Origin of the sequence: Streptomyces caatingaensis (assembly GCF_001187435.1) — a bacterium.
GTDB classification, from domain to species: domain Bacteria; phylum Actinomycetota; class Actinomycetes; order Streptomycetales; family Streptomycetaceae; genus Streptomyces; species Streptomyces caatingaensis.
Map to the genome: position 1 here is coordinate 575,570 of NZ_LFXA01000004.1, position 14,552 is coordinate 590,121.

General features: G+C 74.0%; 14 protein-coding genes and 1 pseudogene. 10 read left to right on the plus strand and 5 right to left on the minus strand.

Translation table 11 applies throughout. The features are described from left to right. The first annotated feature begins 18 nt into the window (after positions 1–18). The 3 genes from AC230_RS09990 (at position 19) to AC230_RS10000 (ending at position 3,044) form a co-directional block, all read left to right on the plus strand. Entirely contained in the window at positions 19–870 is an 852-nt protein-coding gene (locus AC230_RS09990; RefSeq protein ID WP_049715713.1) for a DUF4429 domain-containing protein, read from the plus strand. A 201-nt stretch (positions 871–1,071) separates the two neighbouring features. Then, positions 1,072–2,370, plus strand: coding sequence for a sensor histidine kinase (locus tag AC230_RS09995; protein WP_049715714.1), 1,299 nt, complete (start codon positions 1,072–1,074; stop codon positions 2,368–2,370). Further along, positions 2,367–3,044 (plus strand): response regulator, encoded by a 678-nt coding sequence (locus tag AC230_RS10000; protein ID WP_049715715.1) that lies wholly within the window; start codon positions 2,367–2,369, stop codon positions 3,042–3,044. Before AC230_RS09995 ends, AC230_RS10000 begins: the two co-directional genes overlap by 4 nt. On the opposite strand, the gene AC230_RS10005 is transcribed toward AC230_RS10000, so the two are convergent. After that, positions 3,008–3,454 carry a MerR family transcriptional regulator gene (locus AC230_RS10005; RefSeq protein ID WP_049715716.1) on the minus strand — a complete coding sequence of 149 codons (447 nt, stop codon included), beginning with the start codon at positions 3,452–3,454 and terminating at the stop codon, positions 3,008–3,010. The two genes, AC230_RS10000 and AC230_RS10005, sit on opposite strands and share 37 nt — an antisense overlap. A 142-nt stretch (positions 3,455–3,596) precedes the next feature. Here AC230_RS10005 and AC230_RS10010 point away from each other — a divergent pair, with 142 nt between their 5' ends. Beyond that, positions 3,597–4,409, plus strand: coding sequence for a serine hydrolase domain-containing protein (locus tag AC230_RS10010; protein ID WP_049715717.1), 813 nt, complete (start codon positions 3,597–3,599; stop codon positions 4,407–4,409). Positions 4,410–4,547: 138 nt separating this feature from the next. Here AC230_RS10010 and AC230_RS10015 read toward each other — a convergent pair whose 3' ends face one another. Further along, positions 4,548–5,240 carry a pirin family protein gene (locus AC230_RS10015; RefSeq protein WP_422125570.1) on the minus strand — a complete coding sequence of 231 codons (693 nt, stop codon included), beginning with the start codon at positions 5,238–5,240 and terminating at the stop codon, positions 4,548–4,550. Between the two features lie 57 nt (positions 5,241–5,297). Here AC230_RS10015 and AC230_RS10020 point away from each other — a divergent pair, with 57 nt between their 5' ends. The 5 genes from AC230_RS10020 to fabF all read left to right on the plus strand — a co-directional run bounded on the left by AC230_RS10020 (position 5,298) and on the right by fabF (position 10,226). Beyond that, positions 5,298–6,473, plus strand: coding sequence for a PucR family transcriptional regulator (locus AC230_RS10020; RefSeq protein WP_049715718.1), 1,176 nt, complete (start codon positions 5,298–5,300; stop codon positions 6,471–6,473). A 98-nt stretch (positions 6,474–6,571) separates the two neighbouring features. Beyond that, positions 6,572–7,522, plus strand: coding sequence for an ACP S-malonyltransferase (locus tag AC230_RS10025; protein WP_049715719.1), 951 nt, complete (start codon positions 6,572–6,574; stop codon positions 7,520–7,522). A 13-nt stretch (positions 7,523–7,535) separates the two neighbouring features. Continuing rightward, entirely contained in the window at positions 7,536–8,543 is a 1,008-nt protein-coding gene (locus tag AC230_RS10030) for a ketoacyl-ACP synthase III (RefSeq protein WP_049715720.1), read from the plus strand. Positions 8,544–8,647: 104 nt separating this feature from the next. Continuing rightward, entirely contained in the window at positions 8,648–8,896 is a 249-nt protein-coding gene (locus AC230_RS10035) for an acyl carrier protein (protein WP_049715721.1), read from the plus strand. Between the two features lie 67 nt (positions 8,897–8,963). Then, complete coding sequence (gene fabF, locus AC230_RS10040; RefSeq protein WP_049715722.1) at positions 8,964–10,226, plus strand: beta-ketoacyl-ACP synthase II; 1,263 nt, start codon at positions 8,964–8,966, stop codon at positions 10,224–10,226. Between the two features lie 61 nt (positions 10,227–10,287). On the opposite strand, the gene AC230_RS10045 is transcribed toward fabF, so the two are convergent. Further along, positions 10,288–11,757 carry an outer membrane protein assembly factor BamB family protein gene (locus AC230_RS10045; RefSeq protein ID WP_107082098.1) on the minus strand — a complete coding sequence of 490 codons (1,470 nt, stop codon included), beginning with the start codon at positions 11,755–11,757 and terminating at the stop codon, positions 10,288–10,290. An 83-nt stretch (positions 11,758–11,840) separates the two neighbouring features. Continuing rightward, positions 11,841–12,335, minus strand: a complete 495-nt coding sequence (locus tag AC230_RS10050) for a DUF3145 domain-containing protein (RefSeq protein WP_049715724.1) — start codon at positions 12,333–12,335, stop codon at positions 11,841–11,843. A 305-nt stretch (positions 12,336–12,640) separates the two neighbouring features. Here AC230_RS10050 and AC230_RS10055 point away from each other — a divergent pair. Further along, a pseudogene (locus AC230_RS10055) lies at positions 12,641–13,527 on the plus strand (SGNH/GDSL hydrolase family protein). Between the two features lie 167 nt (positions 13,528–13,694). Here AC230_RS10055 and AC230_RS10060 read toward each other — a convergent pair. Then, complete coding sequence (locus tag AC230_RS10060) at positions 13,695–14,483, minus strand: MgtC/SapB family protein (protein ID WP_078871105.1); 789 nt, start codon at positions 14,481–14,483, stop codon at positions 13,695–13,697. Between the last annotated feature and the right edge of the window lie 69 nt (positions 14,484–14,552).

Here is a 14,552-nt window from a genome sequence, read left to right on the forward strand (position 1 = left end):
CCGCTTACGATGAGCCGCATGGGTGATGTGCTGGCCGGTTTCCACACCGTCTGGGAGTTCGACACCGACTCCGTGCTCATCCGCTTCGAACGGGGGATCCGCACACCGAAGCTGCTCCAGGCGCTCGGCGAGCGGCGCATCCCCCACGAGGCGCTGGCCGCCGTCGAGCGGGTGCCCGGCAGACGCGGCACGGTGGCGCTGCGGGCCGTGCCCAGACCGGGCGCGGACCCGCTGATGGACGCCGCCGGGGACCAGCTCCGGGAGACCTCCGACCCCTACCGGCTGGAGCTGCCCGCCGAACGCGAGCCGCTCGCCGCGTACTGGGCCGGCGAGATACGCGGCGCGCTCGGCCCCGCGGGGGAGCCGGCCGAGCGCCACCTCGTCGCGGCGCCGGAGCCGCCGCTGTCCTTCAAGGCGTACGACGGCAAGGCCTCCTTCGACGGCCGGACCGTCTCCTTCCGCTGGTCGCGGACCGGTGCCTCCACGGCCAAGTGGAAGGCCGGCGACCAGCACTTCGCCATCGAGGAGCTGGCCGGCGTCGAGTGGCGCTCCCCCGACGCGCCCGGGGGTCTGCTGCGGCTGCTCCCGCGCGGCGCGGAGCCCGGCCCGGAGGCCGACCAGGACCCCGCGGCGGTCGTCTTCGGCCGGGGCTACGGGCTGCTGCACGAGTCGCTCCCCTTCGCTGCCTCCGTACTCGCCGCGATCCACCGCGCCGCCCCGGCCGGCCGCTCCGGCGCCTCCCCCGTCGCCCGCCCCGACCCCGGCGCGGTCGCGGACCGCATCCGCCACCTCGGGGCACTGCACTCCGCGGGGCTCCTGACGGACGCGGAGTTCACGACGAAGAAGGCGGAGCTGCTGGCGGAGCTGTAGGAGGCCGGTGCCCGCGAGGGCTGGTGCCCCCACCCCTCCCCCAGCGGGGGCACCCCCCACTTTCACCGTTTCCGCCGGGGCTCCGCCCCCGAACCTCCGCGCGGGCCTTCGCCCCTGCGCCCCACCGGGGACCCGATACCGGAGACCTGATACCGGGGTATGACGCCCCCGCCCACCCCACCCCCGTACCCTGAACGGGCCATGCTCCCAGCGCTCCACGCCCCCCTCGCCCTCCTCCGCGACCTCTTCACCCCGGCCGGGCCGCCCGAACCCCTGCTCGGGCAGGCCGAGCGCCCGATCGTCCGCAGGCTGCCCCGCCTCCTCTCGCTCCTCCTCGTGGCGATCTTCCTGCCGGTGACGGCGACGATCCTGCCGAACCAGTACGGGGTGCAGAGCGACCTGGCCGTCGCGCTCGCCGTCGCGCAGAGCGGGCCGCTGCTGCTCGCCGTGCGCAGGCCGCTGCTGGCCTGGGGGATCGCGTTCCCGGCGGACGTGGTGGGCGCGCTGTGCATGCCGTCGGACTTCGGCGGAACGGCCGCCGGCGTATGGCCCTGGCCGGCCCCCCAGATCCTCGGCCTGCTGGTGCTCATGCTGCTGGTGGGCCTGCGCGAGCGCCCCCGCACCGTGGCCGCCGTCTGGCTGCTGGTCTCCGGGACGGGCTACGCCCTCACCGCCGCCGAGCGGGGCCGCGACAACGGCGCCTGGCTCGTCGTCGTCATCCTCGGCGGCCTGCTCATGGCCCTCGGCAGCGCCCTGCGCCGCAGCAGCACCGACCGGCGCGCGCTCGCCGAACAGGAGACGATCAGCGAGGCCGAACGCGCCCGCCGCACCCTCCTGGAGGAGCGCACCCGCATCGCCCGCGAGCTGCACGACGTCGTCGCCCACCACATGTCCGTGATCACCGTGCAGGCGGACAGCGCCCCCTACCGCCTCCCGGACCTCCCGCCCGCCGCCGCCGAGGAGTTCGGCACGATCGCCGCCACCGCGCGCGAGTCGCTCGCCGAGATGCGCCGCCTGCTGGGCGTGCTGCGCAGCGAGGACGCCGGGGAGGGCGGCGGCGAGAAGACCCCCCAGCCCGGCGTGGACCGGATCGGACAGCTCGTCGAGGCGACCGTGCGGGCCGGCCAGCCGGTCGAGCTGACGCTGGACCAGGACCTCGCGTCCGCCGCCCTCCCGCAGGCCGTCGACCTGTCCGCGTACCGCATCGTCCAGGAGGCCCTGGCCAACGTCGTCCGGCACGCGCCGGGCGCGCTGGCCCGGGTGTCGGTGTCGGCGGACGACGAGGGCCTGACCGTCCTGGTCGTCAACGACCCGGCGGACGGCCCGCACACGCCCCTGGAGACCGCCGGCACGGGCCACGGCCTCGTCGGCATGCGCGAGCGCGTCCGCCTCGTCGGCGGCACCCTGGACACCGGCCCGCTGCCCGGCGGCGGTTTCCGGGTCGCGGCCCGACTGCCTTTCGTTTCAGCCCACTTGGAGAAGGAAAACCCGGCCGCATGACCATCAAGGTGCTCATCGTCGACGACCAGGCGATGGTGCGGGCGGGCTTCGCCGCGCTCCTCGCCGCGCAGCCCGACATCGACGTCGTCGGGGACGCCCCCGACGGGGCGCGCGGCGTGGCGGCGAGCCGCTCCCTCCACCCGGACGTCGTGCTGATGGACGTCCGCATGCCCGAGATGGACGGACTGGAGGCGGCCCGCCGCCTGCTGGACCCGCCCCCCGGCGTGGTCCACCGGCCGAAGGTGCTGATGCTGACCACCTTCGACGTGGACGACTACGTCTACGAGGCGCTGCGCGCCGGCGCGTCCGGCTTCCTGCTCAAGGACGCCCCGCCGGCCGACCTGATCTCCGCGGTGCGGGTCGTCGCCGCCGGCGAGGCGCTGCTCGCCCCGTCCGTCACCCGGCGGCTGATCGCGGACTTCGCCCGGCAGCGGCCGGCCCCGCGCAAGGACCGGTCGCTGCGCCTCAAGGGCCTCACGCCCCGCGAGACGGAGGTGCTGGAGCTCATCGCCCGCGGCCTGTCCAACCAGGAGATCGCCGCCTCCCTGGTGCTCGCGGAACAGACCGTCAAGACCCACATCGGACGGGTGCTGGCGAAGCTCGCACTGCGCGACCGGGCCCAGGCGGTGATCTTCGCCTACGAGTCGGGGCTGGTGAAGCCGGGCGAGGTGTGAAGACCGCACAGCTCCCCATAGCGGTCGATCTTGTAGTCGAGGACGTCGAGCGTGCTCTGCAGCTCGGCGATGCGGCGCCGCACGTCCTCCCGGTGGGAGCTGAGCAGCCGCAGGCGGTCGACGACCGTGTGGTCGCCCTCGCGGACCATCTCGGCGTACCGCACCATGTCCGCCACCGGCATGCCGGTCAGCCGCAGCTTGCCGACGAGGTCCAGCCAGTCCAGGTCCCGGTCGGTGTAGCGGCGCTGGCCGGTGTGGGAGCGGTCGACGTGCGGCATCAGCCCGATCCGCTCGTACCAGCGCAGGGTGTGCGCGGACAGGCCCGCGTAGTCGGCCACCTCGCTGATCGTGTAACGCTCGCGGCCCTCCGGCCGCGCGGTGCGCACCGGCGCGCTGTCGATCACGGTCATGCGGTTCCCCCTATGTGTCCCCGTGGGCCTTGTGCTCGTGCCCCTGTGACTGCGTCAACGCTAGTGAGTTGGAGTGCACTCCAGGCAAGCGCAGACTTGACGGAATCTTTGGATCGCGGGGGGCGGGGATAGGCTCGTCGGCATGGAGAGTCTGCGGAAGATCGATGACTGGCCCGTGCCGACCGCCGCCGCGGCGGTCGTCCGGGCGGACGGCACGCTCGCGGGGGCCCGTGGGCCGACCGGGCACCGCTTCCGGCTGGCCTCCGTCACCAAACCGCTCGCCGCGTACGCGGCGCTGATCGCCGTCGAGGAGGGTGCGGTCGAGCTGGACGAGCCGGCCGGTCCGGCGGGTTCGACGGTCCGTCACCTGCTCGCCCACACCTCGGGGCTGGCCTTCGACGAGGACCGGGTGATGGCCGAGCCGGGCACCCGCCGGCTCTACTCCAACGCCGGCTTCGACGCGCTCGGCGACCACATCGCCAAGGCGACGGACATCCCCTTCGCCGAGTACCTGCGGCAGGCCGTGCTCGAACCGCTCGGCATGACCGCCACGCACCTGGCGGGCTCGCCCGCCGCGGACGGCGTCTCCACGGTGGACGACCTGGTCCGCTTCGCGGCCGAACTCCAGGCGCCGCGGCTGCTGTCGCGCCCGACGCTGGACGAGGCGACGCGCGTCGTCTTCCCCGGGGTCGCCGGCGTCCTGCCCGGGTACGGGCATCACCGCCCCAACGACTGGGGGCTCGGCTTCGAGCTGCGCGACGGCAAGTCGCCGCACTGGACGGGGACGAGGAGCTCGCCCCGCACCTTCGGGCACTTCGGCCAGTCCGGGACGTTCCTCTGGGTCGACCCGGCGGCCGGCGCCGCGTGCGTGGCCCTGACGGACCGCGACTTCGGCGCGTGGTCGGTGGAGGCGTGGCCACTGCTGACGGATGCGGTGCTGGCCGAGCTGGGGTGATCAACGCCGGACGGGCTGGACCAGCCCGTCCTGGGGGCACCCCCCTCCGGGGCGGTTTGAGGACACCGCCCCGGAGGGCGGTTCCCGCGCGGCAGCGCACAGAAACGGTGAAAGGGCGGGGGCGGGGAGAAAACCCCCTCACGGGAATCGCGACTCCGCATGCATCTCCCACAGCAGCAACTCCGCCCCCTCCCCCGACGCCACCGCGTCCAGCTCCGCCGCGTCCTCCACCCGCGCCGAATCCCCTTCGCCCAGCGTCCACTCCGCCAGCCGCACGGCCCCCCGCACCACGTGCACGTACAGCCACCGCGCCCCCGGCAGCGCCACCCGCTCCCCCGGCCCCGGCCGGCGCACGTGCAGCACCGCTTCCGCGCGTCCCAGCGCGCACACCGCCCCGTCGGCGACGGACCGGGCGACGCCGTAGGAGGGCGGGCCGCCCGCCGAGGACGGCGACGGCGTCAGCCACATCTGCAGGAACCGCAGGGGCACCGCCCCCGCGTTGCGCTCGACGTGCCGCACCCCCTCCCCCGCGCTGAGCCACTGCACGTCCCCGGGCCGGACGACCTCCACGTGTCCCGTCGAGTCCTCGTGGGTGAGCTCGCCCTCGACGACCCAGGTGACGATCTCCACATCCCGGTGGGCGTGCTCCGCGAAGCCCGCCCCCGGCTCCAGCCGCTCCTCGTTGCAGGCGGACAGCGGTCCGAACCGCACGTTGTCGGGGTCGTAGAAGCCCGAGAAGGAGAACGCGTGCCGGGTCGAGACGCCCGCCCCCGCGTCCCCGCCGGGGAACCGTTCCGCCGCCCGCCGCACCTGAATCCGCGCCTCGATCACCGGGCTACGGTAGCCCGGCCGCCCCGGACCGCACCCGAATAGGGCAGGCTTGTCCCCGTGCCTGAATCCGCTGCTCATCCCCCGCACCCGCACAGCGCCACCCTGCGCAACCTGGAGAAGTCCTCGGGAACGCTGGCCGCGGCCGCCATCGCCAGGATGGACGCGCAGCTGCCGTGGTACAGGGCGATGCCCCCGGAGAACCGCTCCTGGATCGGGCTCGTGGCCCAGGCCGGCATCGCGGCCTTCACCGAGTGGTTCCGGCACCCGGAGACCCCCCAGGCGATCAGCACCGACGTCTTCGGCACCGCGCCGCGCGAGCTGACGCGGGCGATCACCCTGCGCCAGACCGTGGAGATGGTGCGCACCACGATCGAGGTGATGGAGTCGGCCATCGACGAGGTGGCCGCGCCCGGCGACGAGTCGGCGCTCCGCGAGGCGCTGCTCGTCTACGCGCGGGAGATCGCCTTCGCCACCGCGCAGGTGTACGCGCAGGCCGCGGAGGCGCGCGGCGCGTGGGACGCCCGGCTGGAGTCGCTGGTGGTCAACGCGGTGCTGTCGGGCGAGGCGGACGAGGGCGCGCTGTCGCGGGCCGCCGCGCTCGGCTGGAACGCGCCCGCCCACGTCTGCGTCGTCCTGGGCACCGCGCCCAACGGCGACAGCGAGCTGACCGTGGAGGCCATCCGCCGCGCCTCGCGGCACGCCAAGCTCCAGGTGCTGACGGGGGTGCTGGGCGACCGGCTGGTGGTGATCGCGGGCGGCAGCGACAACCCGCTGCACACCGCCAAGGCGCTGATCGGCCCGTTCGCCCGGGGCCCGGTGGTGGCCGGACCGGTGGTCCCCGACCTGCTGGCGGCGACCCGGTCCGCGCAGGCCGCGGCGGCCGGTCTCAAGGCGTGCGCGGCCTGGCCGGACGCCCCCCGCCCGGTGCTGGCGGACGACCTGCTGCCGGAGCGCGCGATGGCCGGCGACCCGGTGGCGCGCGAGCAGTTGGTGGAGGAGATCTACAGACCGCTGGAGGAGGCGGGCTCGGCGCTGCTGGAGACGCTCAGCGTCTATCTCGAGCAGGCCAGCAGCCTGGAGGGGGCGGCGCGCATGCTCTTCGTCCACCCAAACACCGTGCGGTACCGGCTCCGACGTGTGACGGACGTCACCGGATGGTCACCTTCCGATGTGCGCTCGGCCTTCACTCTTCGCATCGCGCTCATCCTGGGGCGTCTGGCCGAGGCGGACTGACCGCCGTAGGCTTTTGTCGAACATAGACAATTCCCCTGACGGTTCTTCGTCCCTGTCCTCACGGGTGGGCGGAGCCGTCCACGAGAGAGAGTGTGAGGGTGCTCGTACTCGTCGCTCCCGGCCAGGGCGCTCAGACGCCCGGCTTCCTGACCCCCTGGCTCGACCTCCCCGGCGCCGAAGACCGCCTTCGGGAGTGGTCGGCCGCCATCGACCTGGACCTGGTCCACTACGGCACGAACGCCGACGCGGACGAGATCCGCGACACCGCCGTCGCGCAGCCGCTGCTCGTCGCCGCGGCCCTGCTCTCCGCCCGGCAGCTCTTCCCCACGGCCGACGACGTCGCGCGTCTGGTCGGCGCCACCGCCGGGCACAGCGTCGGCGAGCTGGCGGCCGCCGCCCTGTCCGGCGTGCTGACCGAGGACGAGGCGCTGCGGCTGGTCCGCCGCCGCGGCCTGGCCATGGCCGACGCCGCGGCGGTCACCGAGACGGGCATGTCCGCCCTGCTCGGCGGCGAGGCCGAGGTCGTCCTGCCGCACCTGGAGAAGCTCGGCCTGACCCCGGCGAACGTCAACGGCGCCGGGCAGATCGTGGCCGCCGGAACGATGGAGCAGCTCGCGGCCCTCGCCGAGGACAAGCCCGAGGGCACCCGCCGCGTCGTCCCCCTCAAGGTCGCGGGGGCGTTCCACACCGAGCACATGGCCCCGGCCGTTTCGGTCCTGGAGGCCGCCGCGGGCGAGCTGAGCCCGGCCGACCCGCACACCCGCTACGTCTCCAACCGGGACGGCGCGGTCGTCACCACCGGTGCCGACGTCGTGGCGCGCCTGGTCGGCCAGGTGGCCAACCCGGTCCGCTGGGACCGGTGCATGGACACCTTCAAGGAGCTGGGCGTCACCGCGATCCTCGAGGTGCTGCCCGGCGGCACGCTGACCGGCATCGCCAAGCGCGCGCTGCCGGGCGTCAAGACGCTGCCCCTCAAGACGCCGGCCGACCTGGACGCCGCCCGGGAGCTGATCGCCGAACACTCGGCCCCCGCCGACTCGGCCGCCTAAGGAGCCCTGGACCATGACTTCGAAGATCAAGCCCGCCAAGGGCGCGCCGTACGCGCGGATCATGGGCGTGGGCGGCTACCGCCCGACCCGGGTGGTGCCGAACGAGGAGATCCTCAAGCGCATCGACTCCTCCGACGAGTGGATCCGCTCGCGCTCCGGCATCGCCACCCGGCACTGGGCCGGCCCGGAGGAGACCGTGGCCACCATGTCGGTGGAGGCCGCGGGCAAGGCCATCGCGGACGCCGGGATCACCCCCGAGCAGATCGGCGCCGTGCTGGTCTCGACGGTCTCGCACTTCAAGCAGACCCCGGCCATCGCGACGGAGATCGCGCACCGCATCGGCGCGGGCAAGCCCGCCGCGTTCGACATCTCCGCCGGCTGCGCGGGCTTCGGCTACGGCCTGACCCTGGCCAAGGGCCTGGTCACCGATGGCTCGGCCGAGTATGTGCTGGTCATCGGCGTGGAGCGGCTGTCGGACCTGACGGACCTGGACGACCGTTCCACCGCGTTCCTCTTCGGCGACGGCGCCGGCGCGGTCGTCGTCGGCCCGTCCAAGGAGCCGGCCATCGGCCCGACGGTGTGGGGCTCCGAAGGTGACAAGGCCGACACGATCCGGCAGACGCTGCCGTGGGACGTGTACCGCGAGTCCACCTCCGACGTGCGCTTTCCGGCCATCACGCAGGAGGGCCAGGCGGTCTTCCGCTGGGCCGTCTTCGAGATGGCGAAGGTCGCCCAGCACGCGCTGGACGAGGCCGGGATCACCGCCGAGGACCTCGACGTCTTCATCCCCCACCAGGCGAACATGCGGATCATCGACTCGATGGTCAAGACGCTGAAGCTGCCGGAGAATGTGGTGGTGGCCCGCGACGTGGAGACCACCGGGAACACCTCCGCCGCCTCCATCCCGCTGGCGATGGAGCGACTTCTGGCCACCGGAGCGGCGAAGAGCGGGGACACCGCGCTGCTCATCGGCTTCGGGGCGGGTCTCGTCTTCGCCGCGACGGTCGTTACCCTCCCCTAGGCGGGATCCGCACGGACCGGCACCGGCCGGTCACGGGGCGGAGGCTCACCACAGCAGTTCTCAGCAGTTTTACCCGTATCACCGCACAATTAAGGAGCGCCGCAATGGCCGCCACGCAGGAAGAGATCCTCAAGGGCCTCGCCGAGATCGTCAACGAGATCGCCGGCATCCCCGTCGAGGACGTCCAGCTGGACAAGTCCTTCACCGACGACCTGGACGTCGACTCCCTGTCCATGGTCGAGGTGGTCGTCGCCGCCGAGGAGCGCTTCGACGTCAAGATCCCGGACGAGGACGTCAAGAACCTGAAGACGGTCGGCGACGCCGCCGGCTACATCCTCAAGCACCAGGGCTGATCCTGCGTTCGTCGCCACCCCGGCGGGTGGCGGTTCCAGCACCTCTACACGTGGAGACAGAATTCCTGTGAACTCGACCAATCGCACCGTGGTCGTCACCGGTATCGGCGCAACCACACCGCTGGGTGGCGACAGCGCATCAACCTGGGAAGGGCTCCTCGCCGGACGCTCCGGTGTCAAGCCCCTGGAGGGCGAGCGCTTCGCCGACCTCCCCGTCCGCATCGCCGCCCCGGCGGCGGTCGACCCGGCCGACGTCCTGCCCCGCCCGCTCTGCCGCAAGCTGGACCGCTCGGCCCAGCTCGCGCTGATCGCGGCGCGCGAGGCGTGGGCCGACGCCGGCTACTCCGCCAAGGCCGGCGAGGACAGCAGCATCGCCCCCGAGCGGCTGGGCGCCGTCATCGCCTCCGGCATCGGCGGCGTGCAGACCCTGCTCGACCAGTACGACGTGCTCAAGGAGAAGGGCGCCCGCCGCGTCTCCCCGCACACCGTGCCGATGCTCATGCCCAACAGCCCGTCCGCCAACGTCGGCCTGGAGGTCAACGCCCAGGCGGGCGTGCACACCCCGGTCAGCGCCTGCGCGTCCGGCGCCGAGGCCATCGGCTACGCCGTGGAGATGATCCGCACCGGCCGTGCCGACGTGGTCGTCGCCGGCGGCACCGAGGCGGCCATCCACCCGCTGCCGGTCGCGGCCTTCGCCAGCATGATGGCGATGTCCAAGAACAACGACCACCCCGAGCAGGCCTCCCGCCCGTACGACAAGGCCCGTGACGGCTTCGTCCTCGGCGAGGGCGCCGGTGTCGTCGTCCTGGAGTCGGCCGAGCACGCCGCCCGGCGCGGCGCCCGCGTCTACTGCGAGGTGCTGGGCCAGGGCCTGTCCGCCGACAGCCACCACATCGCGCAGCCCGAGCCGACCGGCCGGGGCATCGCCGCCGCCCTCCAGTCCCTGCTGGAGTCCAGCGACCTGAAGCCGTCGGAGGTCGTGCACCTCAACGCGCACGCCACCTCGACCCCGCAGGGCGACCTCGCGGAGATCAAGGCGCTGCGCAAGGTCCTCGGCGACGACCTCGACCACGTCGCGGTCTCCGCCACCAAGTCGATGACCGGCCACCTGCTGGGCGGCGCGGGCGGCGTCGAGACGGTCGCCACCGTCCTCGCCCTCCACCACCGCACGGCCCCGCCGACCATCAACGTCGACGAGCTCGACGAGGAGATCGACGCCGACATCGTCCGCGGCGAGCCCCGCAGGCTCCCCGAGGGCACCATCGCCGCGATCAACAACTCGTTCGGCTTCGGCGGCCACAACGTGGTGCTGGCGCTGCGCACGGTCTGACGCGCGCGCCGTGTCGTGAGCGCGTCGTGAGGGGCCCGGTCCGCCGGGCCCCTCACGCGTTTCATCGGGGCCGGGCCCCGAAGGCGGGCGGGTGGTCGTCCGTCCCGTCCCGGTTGACGACGACCCGGCCGTGGCCGTCGTCGTACAGCTCGGCGGCACCGTGGCCGACGAGCCGGTCCTCGCCGCCGATCGGCTCGGGCTCGCCCACCGAGGTGCCGGTGCGCGGATCGAGGCGGCGTACGGTCCCGTCGGAGAACCGCCGGGTGAGGACGGCGGCGTTCCCGTCCGGGCCGCGGGTCAGGGCCGCGACGTCGTCCTCGAAGCTCCGGTCCCAGAGCGCGCCGCCGTCGCGCAGGGAGTACGCGGCCACCCGGTGCGCGCCGGTGTCACCCGGCTGTTCGACGGCCGTCACGAGGACGTCTCGTACGACCGCGGCGGTGAACGCCGGCCGGGCCGCGAAGTCCTCCGTCCCCGCACTCAGCACCAGATCGTCCCGTCGGCCCGACAGCGGCACCGCCGCCCGGCGCCGCCCCTCGCCGTCGAAGGACAGCACGGCGGCGGTGCCGCGCGCGTCGCTCTCGCGCAGCGCGATCACGGCGGGCTCGGCCGACAGCACGAGGAGCTCCTCGGGGCGGGAGGCGACGGGCAGCGGGGCGCTCCAGCGGGGCGCGCCGGTACGGGCGTCCAGTGAGGTGATCCGCATCCGCACGGCGTGCCCGTCCTCGCACTGCTCGACGAGCAGGACGCGTGCGGCGGACGCGTCCACGGCCCCGGCGCGGCAGCCCGTGCCCAGGTTCCTCCGCCACGTCTCCCTGCCGTCGGCCGCGTTCAGACCGCGGACGGCGGTGTCCTCGGCCACGGCGGCCGTCCCGTCGGCGAGGGCGATCCGTCCGGCGCCCGGCTCCACCGTGACGGCGCGGCGCCAGCGCGTCCTCCCGGTGGAGAGATCGACGAGCGCGACGGACGCGCACGGCTGCCGGTACCCGGCGAAGCCGACGAGCCCGGTGCCCGCGCCGGTGCGGGCGCCCAGGGCGCACACGCTCTGGCGCGGCGGGGCCGCGAGCGTCCAACGCTCCTGTCCGTCACGGGTGTTGTACGCGGTCAGGCCGTCGGAGCGGGCCCGGACGAGGGTGCTGCCGACGCCCCAGTTGCCCACCCCGCGGACGTCGGACGGACGGTCGGGCGGGGCGGCCCATACGGCGTCGAGCCGGGGCCCGTAGAGCGAGTCGTGCCAGAGCCGGCCGGGTACGAGGCCCAGCAGCAGGCCGCAGCCGACCGTGCCCCAGACCCGGCGCCGGCCCCAGGCCCAGCGGCCGCGGGCCAGGGAGACCGTCAGGGACACGGCGACGACGCCGAGGGGTGCGAAGAGGACGCCCAGCGTGAACGCGGTGCCGTCCCCGCTGGGACACGCACCCCCCGAACACCGCTTCGGCCCCATGGTGTTGAGCACGAGGAACAGCACCGCCCAGCCGGCCAGGGCCCCGGCGACGGCAAGCGAGGCCCGCTTGGCCACGCGTCTCCATTCGATCATGAACTCGAATGTATCCGCGGCCTCCCCTGGGCTCGCGACGTGCGCCCCCCGCGGAGACGGATGAGGGCGGGTCCGGGGCGCCCTCACACCACCTGGTGGAGCCACCGTACCGGCGCCCCCTCCCCCGCGTGCCGGAACGGCTCCAGCTCGTCGTCCCACGGCTTCCCGAGGAGCCGGGCCACCTCCCCCGCCAGCTCCGCCTCCCCCCGCTCCGCCCGGCCCAGCGCGGCCCGCAGCCGGTCCTCCGGGATCAGGATGTCGCCGTGGATCCCGGTCACGGCGTGGAAGATGCCCAGGTCGGGGGTGGAGCTGTAGCGCTCGCCCTCCGCGCCGGCGGACGGTTCGGCCGTCACCTCGAAGCGCAGCAGGTGCCAGCCGCGCAGGGCGGAGGCGAGGCGGGAGGCGGTGCCGGGCCGGCCCAGCCAGGAGAACTCCGAGCGCCAGGTGCCGGGCACCACGGGCTGCCTGATCCAGTCGAGCGTGACGCGCCCGCCGAGTACGTCCGCGACGGCCCATTCGACGTGCGGGCACAGCGCGCGCGGAGCGGAGTGCACGTAGAGAACGCCACGTGTCGTCACCGGGACCTCCAGTGCGGTTCGAGGGTCGCCTTCCCGAGCGGCCCCAGCGGCCTCGCACACGTAACGGTCCTGCCCCGATGGCCACTCCCGCACCAGCTCGCGAGGTAACCAACAGTAAACACCATTGGGAGCAATTCTCCGGAAAAGGGACAGGATGTGACGTTGAGTGATCCAGCGGGACCGAGGAGCGGACATGACCGGGAACAGCTCGGTCACTCCGGGAAAAAGCTATCGTGCGCTGAGGTCACCGCGGTGACGTACCGTCGGTCCAGGACAGATATCACCCGGCCGGAGGGGGAAGGACGATGAGCGGCAGCGCGCACCGCCGCCCGGCACGGGCGGCCCTCGCGGCGGCGACGGCGCTCGCCGCCGCCCTCCTCGCCTCCGGCTGCGACGGCAAGGCCGGGGGCGCCGCGGCCGCCCCCGGGGAGAAGAAGCCCGCCGGTCCCGTCTGGAACACCCGTCCCACCTCGATGGCCTCGCTCGGCGACTCCATCACCCGCGGCTTCGACGCCTGCTCCCTCCTCCGGGACTGCCCCGAGGTGTCCTGGGCGACCGGCACCGAGGTGAACAGCCTGGCCGCCCGCCTCCTGCCCTCCCCGGCCACCCGGAGCTGGAACTACGCGCGGACCGGCGCCCGCATGGCCGACCTGCCCGGCCAGATGCGCGCGGCCGTCGCCCGGCGCCCGCAGCTGGTGACGGTGCTGGTCGGCGCGAACGACGCGTGCCGCGCCGACGCCGGCCGGATGACCCCGGTCGCCGGCTTCCGCGCCGACTTCGAGAAGGCGATGGCCGAGCTGCGCCGGGCGCTGCCCCGGACGCAGGTGTACGTGGCGAGCGTGCCGGACCTCAAGCGTCTGTGGTCGGAGGGGAGCAGGAGCCCCTGGGCCGGCAGGTGTGGAAGCTGGGCATCTGCCCCTCGATGCTGAAGGACGCGGACGCGCTGGACGCCGCCTCGCAGGAGCGCCGCTCGGCGGTGGACCGCAGGGTCAAGGAGTACAACGCCGTCCTGGAGGACGTCTGCCGCCGCGACCGGCTGTGCCGCTACGACGGCGGCTCGGTCCACGGCTACGCCTTCACCGACGAACTCCTGAGCCACTGGGACTGGTTCCACCCCAACCGCAAGGGCCAGCAGGAGCTCGCCGACCTGGCGTACCGGCGGATCACGGCGGAGGGGCCGGCCGGCCGCTGACCGGCGGGCGGGGGCGGCGCCCGTCAGGTGGGCGCCGCCCCCGCCCCCGGCACGGTAGCCGATGAACTCGCCCCCGCGCCAAGCGCGTTCACGCACCGGGCCTCTCCAGCACCGGGCCCGCTCGGCACCGGCCGTTCAAGGCCGGGCCGTTCGGCGTCAGCCGGACGTCACTCCGTGCTGTCGCGGTGCGCGCGCAGCCCCACCCCGAGGATGCCCTCCCACTCCGTCAGCTCCTCGACGAGCGGATGGGCGGACGTACGGCCCTCCAGCCCCAGCACCACGTCGGCCTCCTTCACCTTGCCGGACTCGCGGGCCTCGGAGGTGATGTGCACGTCGGTCACGCGGAAGCCGCGGGCGGTGCACAGCTCCAGCACCCGGCCCAGCAGGCCCCGGCGCGTGCGGTAGGAGAGCCGCAGCTCGACCTGCGAGACGGTGCGTCCGGACACCAGCCGGCGGGTGACCAGCGGGAAGCCGCGGACGACGAGGAAGTGCACCAGCGTCGCGCCCGCGCCGAGCAGCGGCAGCCCGCCGCCGCACGCCATGCCGACCGCGCAGGTCAGCCAGATCGTCGCCGCGGTGGTCAGCCCGCGGACCGCGTCGCGGCGGACGAAGATGAGCCCGCCGCCGATGAAGCCGATGCCCGAGACGATCTGCGCGGCGACCCGGGAGACGTCCACGGACGCGCCGGGGACGCCGGTGAGCGACCCGAAGCCGTGGATCGAGACCTCCATGAACAGCGCGCTCCCCACCCCGACGAGGGTGTGGGTGCGCAGCCCCGCGCTCTTCTGCTGGAGCTCCCGCTCCAGCCCGATGAGCAGCGACAGCAGCAGGGCCAGGCCCAGTTCGGCGAACTGCCGGAGCCCCTGGCCGGCGGCCGTGCCGAACAGCGGCGGGGCCGCCCCTGGTGAACCACTGAGGACTGCCTGATGAACTCCCGTGAACCCGGCTATATCCATCCGGCCATTGTGGCGCGAAACCACCGGTGGGGAAGGGCAGTTGGCGTACCCCTACCCTCTGCCTCCCCC